The sequence below is a fragment of the Streptomyces sp. NPDC001728 genome (genome assembly GCF_040297565.1).
Classification (GTDB): domain Bacteria; phylum Actinomycetota; class Actinomycetes; order Streptomycetales; family Streptomycetaceae; genus Streptomyces.
The window spans coordinates 109,405-122,894 of record NZ_JBEOZK010000020.1; the positions used below are offsets into that span (position 1 = coordinate 109,405).

Annotated in this window: 14 protein-coding genes; 6 read left to right on the forward strand and 8 right to left on the reverse strand. The window is 72.1% G+C overall.

Going from position 1 to position 13,490, the window contains the following annotated elements:
• Position 1 precedes the first annotated feature (1 nt).
• The 6 genes from ABT154_RS26440 to ABT154_RS26465 form a co-directional block, all read right to left on the reverse strand.
• Positions 2-847 carry a sulfurtransferase gene (locus tag ABT154_RS26440; RefSeq protein ID WP_351859715.1) on the reverse strand — a complete coding sequence of 282 codons (846 nt, stop codon included), beginning with the start codon at positions 845-847 and terminating at the stop codon, positions 2-4.
• Positions 848-1,010: 163 nt separating this feature from the next.
• The gene (locus ABT154_RS26445) at positions 1,011-1,091 is read right to left on the reverse strand and encodes a putative leader peptide (protein WP_350497993.1); all 81 of its coding nucleotides are present in this window, start codon (positions 1,089-1,091) and stop codon (positions 1,011-1,013) included.
• Positions 1,092-1,310: 219 nt separating this feature from the next.
• Positions 1,311-1,997 (reverse strand): LmeA family phospholipid-binding protein, encoded by a 687-nt coding sequence (locus ABT154_RS26450; RefSeq protein WP_351859717.1) that lies wholly within the window; start codon positions 1,995-1,997, stop codon positions 1,311-1,313.
• A gap of 138 nt (positions 1,998-2,135) precedes the next feature.
• Positions 2,136-3,419: a hypothetical protein gene (locus ABT154_RS26455; RefSeq protein WP_351859719.1), complete on the reverse strand. Its 1,284-nt coding sequence runs from the start codon at positions 3,417-3,419 to the stop codon at positions 2,136-2,138.
• Between the two features lie 10 nt (positions 3,420-3,429).
• The gene (locus ABT154_RS26460; protein WP_317878389.1) at positions 3,430-3,684 is read right to left on the reverse strand and encodes a MoaD/ThiS family protein; all 255 of its coding nucleotides are present in this window, start codon (positions 3,682-3,684) and stop codon (positions 3,430-3,432) included.
• Positions 3,685-3,729: 45 nt separating this feature from the next.
• Complete coding sequence (locus ABT154_RS26465; RefSeq protein ID WP_351859722.1) at positions 3,730-4,539, reverse strand: alpha/beta hydrolase; 810 nt, start codon at positions 4,537-4,539, stop codon at positions 3,730-3,732.
• A 229-nt stretch (positions 4,540-4,768) separates the two neighbouring features.
• Here ABT154_RS26465 and ABT154_RS26470 point away from each other — a divergent pair, with 229 nt between their 5' ends.
• The 6 genes from ABT154_RS26470 (at position 4,769) to ABT154_RS26495 (ending at position 10,552) form a co-directional block, all read left to right on the forward strand.
• Positions 4,769-5,593, forward strand: coding sequence for a winged helix-turn-helix transcriptional regulator (locus ABT154_RS26470; protein WP_351859724.1), 825 nt, complete (start codon positions 4,769-4,771; stop codon positions 5,591-5,593).
• A 24-nt stretch (positions 5,594-5,617) separates the two neighbouring features.
• A complete protein-coding gene (locus ABT154_RS26475; protein WP_351859726.1) occupies positions 5,618-6,643 on the forward strand; it encodes a LacI family DNA-binding transcriptional regulator in 1,026 nt (341 codons plus the stop codon).
• A 151-nt stretch (positions 6,644-6,794) separates the two neighbouring features.
• Positions 6,795-7,862 carry a S1C family serine protease gene (locus ABT154_RS26480; RefSeq protein WP_351859728.1) on the forward strand — a complete coding sequence of 356 codons (1,068 nt, stop codon included), beginning with the start codon at positions 6,795-6,797 and terminating at the stop codon, positions 7,860-7,862.
• A 44-nt stretch (positions 7,863-7,906) separates the two neighbouring features.
• Positions 7,907-8,635: a response regulator transcription factor gene (locus tag ABT154_RS26485; protein WP_351859730.1), complete on the forward strand. Its 729-nt coding sequence runs from the start codon at positions 7,907-7,909 to the stop codon at positions 8,633-8,635.
• Complete coding sequence (locus ABT154_RS26490; protein ID WP_351859732.1) at positions 8,632-10,023, forward strand: sensor histidine kinase; 1,392 nt, start codon at positions 8,632-8,634, stop codon at positions 10,021-10,023. The genes ABT154_RS26485 and ABT154_RS26490 overlap by 4 nt, the downstream gene beginning before the upstream one ends.
• 160 nt (positions 10,024-10,183) lie before the next feature.
• The gene (locus ABT154_RS26495; protein ID WP_502969591.1) at positions 10,184-10,552 is read left to right on the forward strand and encodes a hypothetical protein; all 369 of its coding nucleotides are present in this window, start codon (positions 10,184-10,186) and stop codon (positions 10,550-10,552) included.
• Here the strand turns inward: ABT154_RS26495 and ABT154_RS26500 are convergent.
• Together ABT154_RS26500 and ABT154_RS26505 are read right to left on the reverse strand one after the other, a co-directional pair.
• A complete protein-coding gene (locus ABT154_RS26500; protein WP_351859734.1) occupies positions 10,549-11,406 on the reverse strand; it encodes a phosphatidylinositol-specific phospholipase C domain-containing protein in 858 nt (285 codons plus the stop codon). The genes ABT154_RS26495 and ABT154_RS26500 overlap by 4 nt on opposite strands.
• 113 nt (positions 11,407-11,519) lie before the next feature.
• Positions 11,520-13,346, reverse strand: a complete 1,827-nt coding sequence (locus tag ABT154_RS26505) for a bifunctional metallophosphatase/5'-nucleotidase (protein WP_351859736.1) — start codon at positions 13,344-13,346, stop codon at positions 11,520-11,522.
• Positions 13,347-13,490: the final 144 nt, after the last annotated feature.

Below are 13,490 nucleotides of genomic sequence, written 5' to 3' on the forward strand. Positions count from 1 at the left end.
GTTACTTGTTGGCGCCGAGCTCGATCGGCACGCCGACGAGGGAGCCGTACTCGGTCCACGATCCGTCGTAGTTCGTGACGTTCGGGACCTCGAGCAGCTCGTGCAGGACGAACCAGGTGAGCGCGGAGCGCTCGCCGATGCGGCAGTAGGCGATGGTGTCCTTCGCCAGGTCGACCTGCTCGGCCTCGTAGAGGGCCTTGAGCTCGTCGTCGGACTTGAAGGTGCCGTCGTCGTTGGCGTTCTTCGACCACGGGATGTTGCGGGCGCTCGGCACGTGGCCCGGGCGCTGCGACTGCTCCTGCGGGAGGTGCGCCGGGGCGAGCAGCTTGCCGGAGAACTCGTCGGGCGAGCGGACGTCGACCAGGTTCTGCGTCCCGATCGCGGCCACGACGTCGTCGCGGAAGGCGCGGATCGAGTTGTCCAGGGCCTGGGCCTTGTACGCGGTGGCCGGGCGGGCCGGGATCTCGGAGCCGTCGACCAGGTCGCGGGAGTCGAGCTCCCACTTCTTGCGGCCTCCGTCGAGGAGCTTCACGTCCTGGTGGCCGTAGAGCTTGAAGTACCAGTAGGCGTACGAGGCGAACCAGTTGTTGTTGCCGCCGTAGAGGACGACCGTGGTGTCGTTCGCGATGCCCTTGGCCGAGAGGAGCTTCTCGAAGCCCTCCTGGTCGATGAAGTCGCGGCGGACCGGGTCCTGGAGGTCCTTGGTCCAGTCGATCCGGATGGCGTTGCGGATGTGGTTCTTCTCGTAGGCCGAGGTGTCCTCGTCGACCTCGACGAGGGCGACCTGCGGGTTGTCGAGGTTGGCCTCGACCCAGTCCGCGTCGACCAGGACGTCGCTGCGAGCCATGCTGTTCTCCTCCGGGGCAGTGTGCGGCGGTGTGGTGCGGGTGTGGCTGCGTACGCGCCATCGTGTGCATGAGGGACGTGCGGGACGGACATGCGTACGGCTTGCACGGGCGGCCCCGACCTCGGTCGGAGGGCCTGAGGAATACGGGAGTGGTGGGTCCCGCTCAGACGGAACGACAGAGCATGGCGGCGACGCGGCACAGGTCCACTGCCCGCCGCTTCGTGAGATCCGCCTGTCGCTTCATGCCCTCGATCGTAGGGACGGACAGGCGGCCGTGTCACCGGTGTGTCGTATTTTGAGACACGATCGTCCGAGATGCGAGACGGGATCACGATACGGGTCGGCTCCGGACGCCTCCGTACCGAGGCGTCCGGTTCCGTTTCTGCGGATCGGACAGCTGTGTCTCAGCATGTGACCAACGAGTACGTTCGGGGGTGTCCGGGCCCCCGGAAGGCGCCGGGCCTCAGCCCGCCAGGACGATGTCCTTGCCGGTCACCGTCACGGCCAGGCCCTCGGGCCGCGGCTCGACCTTCTCCACCTTCATGCCGGCGATGTCGCCGATCGGGCGCTCGAAGTCGGTGCGGGCGCGGACCAGGTCCTCGATGCCGGGGATGCCCTCGCCGGGCACCTCGTCGGCCCGGACCTTGATCGTGTCGCCGTTCACCACGGTCACCGTCGAGAGGACGGTGCGGGTCAGGGTGCGGCCCATGACCTTCACTCCGCCGGTGACCTTCACCTTGCCGTTCCCGCCGTAGGCGACGGTGGCCTGCTGGTCGGAGGCGGCCGTGAGGTCCGCGTACGAGACGAGGGCCGTCCCGCTCGCGGAACCCGCCTTCGCGCCCGACCAGTCGCCGGTCACGGTGACGTCCCGCAGCGCCACGGTCAGCTCCCCGACCCGGACGCGCTTGTCGCCCGCCGTCGCCCGGACGCCGGACGCCTTCACGTCGACCTCGTCGAGGTGCTTGCCCGCGACCTGGGTGAGGAAGGGGAAACCCTTGATGTCGACCTCGATGGAGTCGCTGTCCACGGCGGCGAGCTTCACCCGGCCCGCCGCCTCGTCCTCGGCCCACGCCACGGCCAGCCGGTCGATCCCCACCAGGACCCCGCCCAGCACGACGGCCACGATCAACAGAATCCGCAGTGCTCGCATGGGTTGTGCGTCCCCCCGATGGAAGTGGATATGCGTTCGGCCCCCCGACACGAAGATCGACGTGCCGAGGGGCCGGTTGGTTCCCTCGCCCCGCCCGGATCAGGGTCCGGTCAGGGCCGTGTCGGGGCGGCGTCGGGGTCAGGCCAGGGCCCGGCCCAGCAGGTAGACGGCGGGCGCCGCGGCCGTCAGCGGCAGCGCGACCCCGGCCGTCATGTGCACGAAGCGCGACGGGTAGTCGTAGCTCGCCACCCGCAGGCCGATCAGCGCGCAGGCCCCGGCCCCGAGGCCGAGCAGCGCCCCGGAACCGCCCAGGCCGGTGAGGCCGCCGGCGGCGATCCCCGCGCCCGCCGAGGCGAGCAGCGCGACGACCGCGGAGACGGCGCCGGGCAGCGGCAGCGCCCGCGCGAGGACGGCGGCGGCGACCGCGACCCCGCCGACGACCACCGCGTCGGGGTCGGCGCCGAGGTGCCCGGTGGCGACGACGGTGAGCGCCGCCGAGGCGATGGTCGCCATCAGGCCGTGCATCCGCTCGTCCGGGTCGGCGTGGCTGCGGAGCTGCAGGACCAGGCAGAGCAGCACCCAGACGCCGAGCGTCCCGAGGATCGCGGCGGCGGCGTGCTCCCGGCCGGTGGCGAGCAGCGCCGCGTCGGCGGCGAGACCGCCGGCGAAGGCCAGCGCGATGCCCTGACGGGCGGGCCACATGCCGTTGAGCCGGAACCAGCCGGCGGCGGTGACAGCCTGGAGCAGCACGAGCGGGACGAGCAGCCCGTACGTGCCGAGCGCGGCGCCGCCGGCGAGCAGCAGCCCGAGCAGGGCGGTCAGCGCGGTCGGCTGCATACCGGGCTCGATGATCGGGGACCGGCCCTCGGCACGCGCACGCTGGGCGTCGGTGATCCGGGTGTTCCCCGAGGTGGTGGGCGAGGACCAGCCGGGACCGGCCTCGGCCTCGGCGGCGGGGGCCTGCACCGGAGCGGGAGCGGGTACGGGTGCGGAGACCGGGGCCTGGGCGTGCGCCGGGGCCTGCGGCTCGGCGTAGTACGCCTGCTGCGGCTCGTACCCCTGGTGCTGCTGGTGCTGCTGATACGCCTGAGGCTCGGCGTACGACGGCTGCGGCTGCGGCTGCGGCTGCGGCTGCGGCTGCGGCTGCGGCTGCGCGTAAGGCTGCGGCTCCACGTACGGCTGCTGGTACCCGTCCTGCGGCGCGTATCCCTGCTGCGGCGCGTATCCCTGCTGCTGCCCGCCCGCCGCCCGTGCCGCCCGTGCCTGGTCGTACGTGACGGCCGGCTGGTACGTGGTGTCCCAGGTCTGGCCCTCCCACGTCTGCGTGACGTCGGCGGCCTGCGGCGCCTGCGGTACCTGCTGTCCCTGCCCGTTCGCGTACGGGTCGTACTGCTGACCGCCGTAGTACTGGTCATTGCTCATGCTCTGGGGTTCACCCTCCTGCGAACGGGGGGAGCACCTCGACGGTGCCGCCCTCGGCAAGCCGTACCGTCTCATGGCTCCGGGTGCCGACGGGGTCGCCGTCGACCAGGAACGAGCACCGCCGGAGGACCTGGACCAGCTCGCCCGGGTGCTCCGCGCGGACCGCGTCGAGCGCCTCCGCCAGGTGCTCCGCGGTGTACGGCTCCTCCGCGACACCGGCGGCGGCCTTGGCCGCGGCCCAGTAGCGGATGGTTCCCGCTGCCATAGCGGCGCTCCCTTCGTTCGTGTGCGCGCCGCCCACCATGATGGGCTATGCGCGCGTGAGCCAGTCCCCGAGCCGGGCAAGCAGCTCGTCCCCGGCCGCGTTCTCGGCGTGGCCCATGCCCCGCTCCAGCCACAGTTCCGCGTCCGAGGCCCCGGCGAGCATCCGCGGGTGGTCGAGCGGGAAGTACGGGTCCCGGTCGCCGTGCACGATCAGCAGCGGCGTCGGCGCGATCAGTGGCACCGCGGCCACCGGGGAGAGCGGTACGGGGTCCCAGGCGCGGCTCTCGATCCGGGTGCGGAGCCCGTACCGCCCGACGAGGCGGCCCGCCGGGCGGGTGACCACCCAGTGGAGGCGGCGCATCGGAGCCGTCCCCCGGTAGTACCAGCGGGCCGGCGCGGAGACGGCGGCCACCCGGTCGGCGTATCCCGCTCCTTCCCGGTCGAGGGCCGCGTGGCGCAGGACCACGGACCCGCCCATGGAGAAGCCGACCGTCGCCACGCGCGCGTGGCCGAGCTCACGGGCCCAGCGGACGGCGGCGGACAGGTCGAGGACCTCCCGGTCGCCGACGGTCGAGCGGCCCCCGGAGCCGCCGTGGCCCCGGAAGGAGAAGGTCACGACGGCGGCGGCGCCGCGCTCCGCGAAGGCGCGTGCGGCGCGCCGGACGGCGGGCCGGTCGGCCGACCCGGTGAACCCGTGCGCGACGACCACGGCCGTATCGGTGACACTTGCCTTGGCCGGTTCGTAAACCGCCTCGATCCGGACATCGTCATCCGTACGCAACATGGCCCGCCGGGAGCCGGAAGTGATCAGAGAGACATCCGCCATATGAAATCCGCCCTCTCCCTCTGAACTCATGTGGGCTATTCTCCTGTGCAGAGGATCCGGGCGACGCAGCCCCCGGGTCCTTTTGCGTTTTCCGACCGTTGTTACGGACGGATGAACAAAAGCTCTCAGGGCGCGAGAGCCGGCAGTGAGCTGTACGGAACGACGTACGAAGCAGTGCCACGTCCTCGCAGGGACCGAGGAGGAACCGAACGATGAGCGAGCGAACGAAGCACGACCGACCGGTGGCAGGAGGAGCACGATGAGCTCCCTGCTGCTCCTGACCAACGCCCTCCAGCCTTCCACCGAGGTGCTTCCCGCCCTCGGTCTGCTGCTCCACAGCGTCCGGGTCGCCCCGGCGGAGGGCCCCGCCCTCGTGGACACCCCCGGCGCGGACGTCATCCTCGTGGACGGGCGGCGCGACCTCCCCCAGGTGCGCTCGCTCTGTCAGCTGCTGCGCTCCACCGGGCTCGGCAGCCCGCTGATCCTCGTCGTCACCGAGGGCGGCCTCGCGGCCGTCACCGCCGACTGGGGCATCGACGACGTCCTCCTCGACACCGCGGGTCCGGCCGAGGTCGAGGCGCGGCTGCGGCTCGCGACCGGCCGCCGGCAGATCGTCGCGGACGACTCCCCCATGGAGATCCGCAACGGCGACCTGTCGGTCGACGAGGCGACGTACAGCGCGAAGCTCAAGGGCCGGGTCCTGGACCTGACCTTCAAGGAGTTCGAGCTCCTGAAGTACCTGGCGCAGCACCCCGGGCGGGTCTTCACGCGCGCGCAGCTCCTCCAGGAGGTGTGGGGGTACGACTACTTCGGCGGCACCCGGACGGTCGACGTCCATGTGCGGCGGCTGCGGGCCAAGCTGGGCCCGGAGCACGAGTCGCTCATCGGAACCGTCCGTAACGTCGGCTACCGCTTCGTCACCCCAGAGAAGGTCGAGCGGGCCGCCGAGGAGGCCCGTGCGAAGGAGGAGGCCCGCGCCCAGGCGGCCAGGGACGGCGCCGGCGTCAAGGACGCCACGAGGGACCGCACCCGCCCGGACGACAGGAACGTGGCGGATGCCACAGTGCGACCTGCCGGTAGGTAGGTCACCCCGCGTAGACTGCCGCGCGTGGCCAAGGTGACGCGGGATGACGTAGCTCGACTGGCGGGTACATCGACCGCGGTCGTGAGCTATGTCATCAACAACGGACCCCGGCCGGTCGCCCCGGCCACGCGCGAGCGTGTCCTCGCCGCGATCAAGGAACTGGGCTACCGCCCGGACCGGGTCGCCCAGGCGATGGCGTCGCGGCGCACGGACCTCATAGGCATGATCGTCCCCGACGCCCGGCAGCCGTTCTTCGCCGAGATGGCGCACGCCGTCGAACAGGCCGCGGCCGAGCGCGGGAAGATGGTCCTCGTCGGCAACTCCGACTACCGGACCGAGCGCGAGGTCCACTACCTGCGTGCGTTCCTCGGCATGCGGGTCTCCGGACTGATCCTGGTCAGCCAGGGCATGAGCGAGCAGGCCGCGAGCGAGATCGAGGCCTGGGACGCGCGCGTGGTGCTGCTCCACGAGCGGCCCGAGGCGATGGACGACGTCGCCGTCGTCACCGACGACATCGGCGGCGCCCAGCTCGCCACCCGGCACCTCCTGGAGCACGGCCACCCGTACGTGGCGTGCCTCGGCGGCGTGCCGAACACCCCGGCCGTCGGCGACCCCGTCGCCGACCACGTCGAGGGCTGGCGGCGCGCCATGCTGGAGGCGGGCCGGTCGGTCGAGGGGCGCCTCTTCGAGGCCCCGTACAACCGTTACGACGCCTACCAGGTGGCCCTGAAGCTGCTCGCCGGGCCCGACCGCCCGCCGGCCATCTTCTGCTCCACCGACGACCAGGCCTTCGGTGTGCTCAGGGCGGCGCGCGAGCTGCGCATCGAGGTGCCCTCGGAGCTGGCGGTCGCGGGCTTCGACGACGTCAAGGAGGCGGCGCTCACCGACCCGCCGCTGACGACGATCTCCTCGGACCGGCCGGCGATGGCGCGGGCGGCCGTGGACCTGGTCCTCGACGACTCGCTCCGGGTGGCGGGCTCGCGCCGCGAGCGCGTGAAGCTCTTCCCCTCGGGCCTGGTCGTCCGCCGCTCCTGCGGCTGCCACGAGTAGCGGCACGGAACCGCCGCCCTGAGGAGCGGCACAGAACCGCTGCCACGAGTAGCGGCACAGGACCCGCCCTTATATCGGGCATACAGGCTTCTGTCGGGCTTCTCAGCCGGTCCTCAGACGGTTCTCATGTACGGCTCCGAGAGTCGTACCCATGACGGACTTCCAGCAGCAGCCGCAGCAGCCTCACCACCCGCCGAGGCCGCCGTACGACCCGGCGCAGCCGATCACCACCGAGCCCGGCACCACGATCTGGCCGTCCGGTGGGCAGGTGCCGCCGCCGGTCGGACCCCCCGTCGCCGCCCCGGCCGGCGGCGCCCCCGGCGCCCGGCACCGCGCCAAGCGCGGGGTCGGCCTCCTGGTCGCCGTGGCCATCGCCGCCGCCGCGGTCGGCGGCGGTACGGCGACGCTGGTCCAGCAGCTCACCTCCGACACCCCCGCCGCCGCCTCCTCCGCCGTGAGCGGCACCAACGTCTCCGCCGGCAACACGGGCACGGTCGCCGGGGTCGCCCAGGCGGTCTCCCCCTCGATCGTCGAGATCTCCGCGAGCTCGAACGCCGGCAAGTCCACCGGCTCGGGCGTGATCATCACCTCCGACGGCGAGATCGTCACCAACAACCACGTGGTCTCCGGCGCCTCCGAGATCACCGTGCAGCTCAGCGACGGCAAGTCATACCCGGCCTCGGTGGTCGGCACCGACCCCGACAAGGACCTGGCGCTCATCAAGCTGCGGGGCGCCTCCGGCCTCAAGGCCGCCACCCTCGGCTCCTCGAAGGACGTCAGGGTCGGCGACCAGGTCGTCGCCATCGGCTCCCCCGAGGGCCTGACCGGGACCGTCACCAGCGGCATCGTCTCCGCGCTCGACCGGGACGTGACCGTCGCCAAGGACGAGAGCGGCCAGGACCAGCAGCAGGGTCAGGGGCAGCAGTACGACCCGCGGCAGGGCTGGCCGTTCGAGTTCGGCGGCCGGCAGTTCAACGGCGACACCGGCTCGTCGAAGACGACGTACAAGGCGATCCAGACCGACGCCTCGCTCAATCCGGGGAATTCCGGCGGCGCGCTGATCAATATGAACGGCGAGATCATCGGAATCAATTCGGCCATGTATTCGCCCAGTTCTTCGAGCGGTTCGACGGCCGGCAGCGTCGGTCTCGGATTCGCCATCCCGGTCGACACCGTGAAGGCCGACCTGGACGGTCTGCGGGCGGGCGGCGGCAACTGAACGCCGTACCCGCCGTCGAACGGGCCGCGTGCGACGCTGAGCCCATGACCGACCAGCGACACGAAGCCGAACGCATCCTGATCGTCGACGACGAGCCCGCCGTACGGGAGGCCCTGCGCCGCAGCCTCGCCTTCGAGGGGTACGGGACGCAGGACGCCGTCGACGGCCTGGACGCGCTCGCCCGGATGGAGTCGTACGCCCCCGACCTCGTCGTCCTCGACGTCCAGATGCCCCGGATGGACGGGCTGACCGCGGCCCGCCGCATCCGGGCCTCCGGCTCCACCGTGCCGATCCTGATGCTGACCGCCCGCGACACCGTCGGCGACCGTGTCACCGGACTCGACGCGGGCGCGGACGACTACCTCGTGAAGCCCTTCGAGCTGGACGAGCTGTTCGCCCGGATCAGGGCACTGCTGCGGCGCAGCTCGTACGCCTCCGCCCGGTCCGGCGGCCCGGCCGACGCCGACGTACTGTCCTTCGAGGACCTGCGGATGGACCTGGCCACCCGCGAGGTGACCCGGGGCGGGCGGACCGTGGAGCTGACGCGGACCGAGTTCACGCTCCTGGAGATGTTCCTCGCGCACCCGCGCCAGGTGCTCACCCGCGAGCAGATCCTCAAGGCCGTGTGGGGCTTCGACTTCGAACCGAGCTCGAACTCTCTGGACGTGTACGTGATGTACCTGCGGCGCAAGACGGAGGCCGCCGGCGAGCCGCGCCTCGTGCACACGGTGCGGGGCGTCGGGTACGCGCTGCGCGGAGGAGGCGGGGAGTGACCGGTCCCCTGACGTGGTTCCGTTCCCGGCCGCTGCGCTCGCGGCTCGCGCTGCTCACGGCGGTCGCGGTGGCCGTCGCGGTGGCGGCGGTCTCGCTGGCCTGCTGGTTCGTCACCCGGGCGCAGCTGGAGGCCGAGTTGGACAACTCGCTGCGCGGCACCCGGCTCGACCCGAACGGGGTGCAGAGCCTCCTCTCGCTGTGCCGGCAGGGCACCACACCGCCGCCGGTGGCGGGCTCGTACACCGTGCAGGTGATCCTCGCCGACGGCAGCGTGTGCACCTCGGGGAAGGCCGCGATCCCGGCCGGGGCCGGTGACCTGGCGGTGGCGCGGGGGCAGCTGGGGTACGTGCTGCACACCGTCAAGGACGACGCCGGGCGGGAGATGCGGGTCTACACCTACCCGCAGGAGGGGCCGATCGGGCTCGCGGTCTCCGTCGCCCGCCCCCTCGACGAGATCGACAACTCGATGTCCACCCTGCGCTGGGTGCTGTTCCTGGTCTCCGGGATCGGGGTCGTCGGCGCGGGCGCGGCCGGGCTCTGGGTGGCGCGGACCGGCCTGGAGCCGGTCAACCGGCTCACCGGGGCCGTCGAGCACGTGGCCGCGACCGAGGACCTGACCGTCCGCATCCCGGTGGAGGGCGAGGACGAGATCGCCCGGCTCTCGCGCTCCTTCAACGCGATGACGGCGGCGCTCGCGACCTCCCGGGACCGGCAGGCGCAGCTCATCGCGGACGCCGGCCACGAACTCCGTACGCCCCTGACCTCGCTGCGCACCAACGTCGAACTGCTCGCGCGCAGCGAGGAGACCGGCCGGGCGATCCCGCCGGAGGACCGGCGGGCGCTGATGGCCTCGGTGAAGGCGCAGATGACGGAGCTGGCCGCGCTGATCGGCGACCTCCAGGAACTGGCCCGCCCGGACACGGCCGAGCCGGGGCCGCTCGCGGTGGTCCCCTTCCACTCGATCCTGCGGACGGCCCTGGACCGCGCGCGGCTGCGCGGCCCTGAGCTGACCTTCGTCACGGACCTGGCGCCCTGGTACGTACGGGCGGACGCGGCGGCCCTGGAACGGGCCCTGGTCAACGTCCTGGACAACGCGGTGAAGTTCTCGCCGCCCCGGGGCACGGTCGAGGTGACCCTGATGCGCGGCGAACTGACGGTCCGCGACCAGGGCCCCGGCATCCCCCCGGACGAACTCCCGCACGTCTTCGAACGCTTCTGGCGCTCCCCGTCGGCCCGCAGCCTCCCGGGCTCGGGCCTGGGCCTGTCGATCGTGGCCCGCACGATCGACCACGCGGGCGGCACGGTGACCCTGGCCCCGGCACAGGGCGGCGGGACGGTGGCGACGGTACGACTGCCGGGGGCGCCCACACCGCCGCCGGAGTACTGAGGGGGCGGGGGCATCGGGCGGCATCGCGGGGCTCGCGGCGGCGGATGTCCCGGGACCGATGTCCGGAGACGCCCGGCGGCCGTCACGGACAAGGTGTCGGCATGGACGAACGCGGCCTCGCCCCCGACGGAACGATCGCGCGCGAAGGCGCCCGGAGCGGGTGGCCCCGGCGTTCGCGCCGGTCGTCGGGGCCGCGCGGGCTGCCCCCCTACCGGCCGACCCGGTCATGCCCCGCTGGGGCGGCCGGACCAGCGATCTCGACCGGTCGGCGGCGGTGTTCGGCGGCTACTACGCGGAGCGCGCCGCGCGGATGCGGCTCGCCGTGACGACCGGCCGCGCGACCGCGCCCGACCCGGCCGTCCTGGACGTGCTGGTCGACGACCTGGGTCCCTGGCTGGCGGCCGAGTACACGGCGGTGCACGGCGAGAAGACACCGAGGGCCGAGCGGCCGACCCGAGGCGAAGGCCCGAGCGCCCGCCCCGAGCCGGGCGGGCAGCCGACCATGCGAGCGCCCGCCCCGAGCCGCTAGTTGTGCCGGAGGAGTGCCTCCACGAGGCCCGAGCGGGTGTTGGGGAAGTCCATCGGGACGATTCCCAGGCCCGTCCGGCCGGCCATCTCGGCGCCGTCGAGGAAGCCGTGCACGCGCGGGTTGAGGCGGTCGGAGTTCCAACGGGGCGGCAGGGAGGCGGAGGTGCTGACGAAGTTCACGTAGAGCCTGCCGGGCTGTGCGACGGCCGTGCGGAAGTGCGCCTCGATCTTCGGGTACTTGGCGTCGGGCAGCGCGTTCCAGTCGTCCTGGAGGGCGAGGGTGGAGCCGTCGCCCCAGCGCAGTCCGCCGGGAAGCCCGCCGTTGTCGGCGATCAGGACGACCTTGCCGCGGGCCTCGCCGAGCAGCGGCACCCCGTTGCCGATCCGGAAGAGGGAGCGCCAGCCGCGTCCGTCGAGGTAGTCGTCGAAGACCGCGCGGAAGGTGGCGTCGGACTCCTCCGAGTACTCCTGCTTGACCCGCATGAGAACGGTCTCGGAGGGATGGGCGGCGAGGAAGTCCCGGCAGGCGACGAGGACGTCACCGAACATCATGTTCTGGTACGAGGGCCCGTGGTGGATGGCGAAGGAGCCGCCGGTCACCCGGCACCGGACGTCCAAGAACCGGATGCCGCTGTCCAGCTGCTGGCCGATGGTGGTGTTCTGGCACTCCGACCAGGGCCCGCCGAACCGGGCGCCGGAGTCGTGCGTACCGGGGATGGTGAGCCGCTGGAGCGGGGTGCCGTCTCCGTGCGCCCCCATCCACGCGCGTACGTCCACGGCCGAGGCGGCTGGCGCCCCGAGCATCACTCCGGCCCCCGCAGCGAGGGCCCCCACGAGAAAGCTTCGTCGCTCCATGCGCCGCAGCATGACAGGTCCAGATCAAAACAGGGAAGGGGGCGACGGCCCGCCGAAATCCGGCGGTCCGCCACCCCCTTCCCCGGGGTGCCCCTCGGTCCGTGACCGGGGGGCTACTTCACGACCGTGATGCGGTCCGCCGCCGGGACCGGCAGCGGGGCGGTCGCCGAGGAGCGGCCCGCCAGGTAGGCGTTGAAGACGTCCAGGTCCGAGGCGCCGACCAGCTTGTCGGTGCCGGTGGCCAGGGCCCCGAAGCCGTCGCCGCCGCCGGCGAGGAACTCGTTCATCGCGACGCGGTAGGTCTTCGACGGGTCGATCGCCTCGCCGTTCAGCTTGATCGTGCCGTCGACGACGCGGTCCGCGCCCGTCTTCGTCATGTCGAGCGTGTAGGTGAGGCCCTTCGAGACCTGAAGGATCTTGACGGAGTTCAGGTTCGAACCGCTGACCTGCTGCTTCAGCGCGGTGATCAGGTTCGCGCCGGTCAGGTCGACCACGTTCATCATGTTGGTGAAGGGCTGCACGGTGAAGGACTCGCCGTACGTCACCACACCGTCGCCCTCGGCGCCGGACGCCTTGAAGACGAGGTCGGAGCGGATGCCGCCCGGGTTCATCAGGGCCAGCTGCGCGCCGCCCTTGTCCGCCGGGGCCAGGCCCTCCAGCTGCGCGTCGGCGATCAGGTCGCCGAGCGGCTTCTCGTACGCCGTGGAGCCGCGGCCGTTGATGTCGGCGGCGATGAAGCCCTGCGGGCGGTTCGCGACCGGGGCGGCGATCGTCTGCCAGTCCTGGATCAGCTTGGTGACGTCCGCGGCCTTCGGCACGTCACGCGTGACGACGTGGTTGGCCGAGGCGACGGCGGTCCGCACGATGTCCTTGGTGGCGCGGTCGTACGTCAGCGTCGTGTCGGTGTACAGCTTGCCGAACGAGGACGCCGAGGTGACCAGGCGCGGCTTGCCCGCCGGGTCCGGGATGCTGCACACGTACGCCTGGTGGGTGTGGCCGGTGACCAGCGCGTCGACCTGCGGCGAGACGTTCTTCGCGATGTCGACGATCGCGCCGGAGACGCCCTCGCCCGCACCGTCGCCGTCACCGTCGCAGTCGTAGTTGTACGAGCCGGAGGCCGGCATGCCGCCCTCGTGGACCAGGGCGACGATGGACTTGACGCCCTTGCGCTCCAGGACCTTCGTGTACTTGTTGATCGTCTCGACCTCGTCGCCGAACTTGAGGCCCTTGACGCCCTCGGCGGTGACGACGTTCGGGGTGCCCTCCAGGGTCACGCCGATGAAGCCGATCCGGACGCCGTCCTTCTCCCAGATGAAGTACGGGTCGAGCACCGGCCTGCCGGTCTTCTCGTTCGTCACGTTGGCCGCGAGGTACGGGAAGTCGGCGCCCTCGAACTCCTTGCCCTTGACGAAGCAGCCGGCGGTCGGGTGACAGCCACCGTTCTGCATCCGGGCCAGCTCGACGGCACCCTCATCGAACTCGTGGTTGCCCACCGAGGTGACGTCCAGGTCCAGCTTGTTCAGGGCGCCGATGGTCGGCTCGTCGTGGAAGAGCCCGGAGAGCAGGGGCGAGGCGCCGATGAGGTCACCGGCCGCCGCCGTCACGGAGTAACGGTTCCCCTCACGCGCCTGGCGCAGGTGCGTGGCCAGGTACTCGACGCCGCCCGCGTCGATCTTCTCGGTGGTGCCGTCCTCCTTGCTCCGGGTGACCTGGCCGGACGAACCGGCCGGCGGCTCCAGGTTGCCGTGCAGGTCGTTGAAGGACAGCAGCTGGACGTCGACCATCCGGCCCCAGCCCTTGCCGTTGCCGTGCCCGGCGGCGAAGGTGTCGCCGGCGGCTCCGGCCGACGGCATCGCGGCGACGAGCGCCCCGGCCGTCGCAAGTCCCGCCCCAGCGGCCAGAACACGCCGCACGGTCTTGTTCTTCCTCGGTGTCGCCATCTCTCCCACTCGTCCCCTTGCCCCTTTTGTGGCGTTGACATACTCCCCGTCTGCCGGTGCAGCCTAGAGTCAACGCGCGTAGCGCAACAGGGGGTAGCGGGTTACAAGACAGTTGCCGCCGCCTTTCCCCGGGCCGGCGACGTG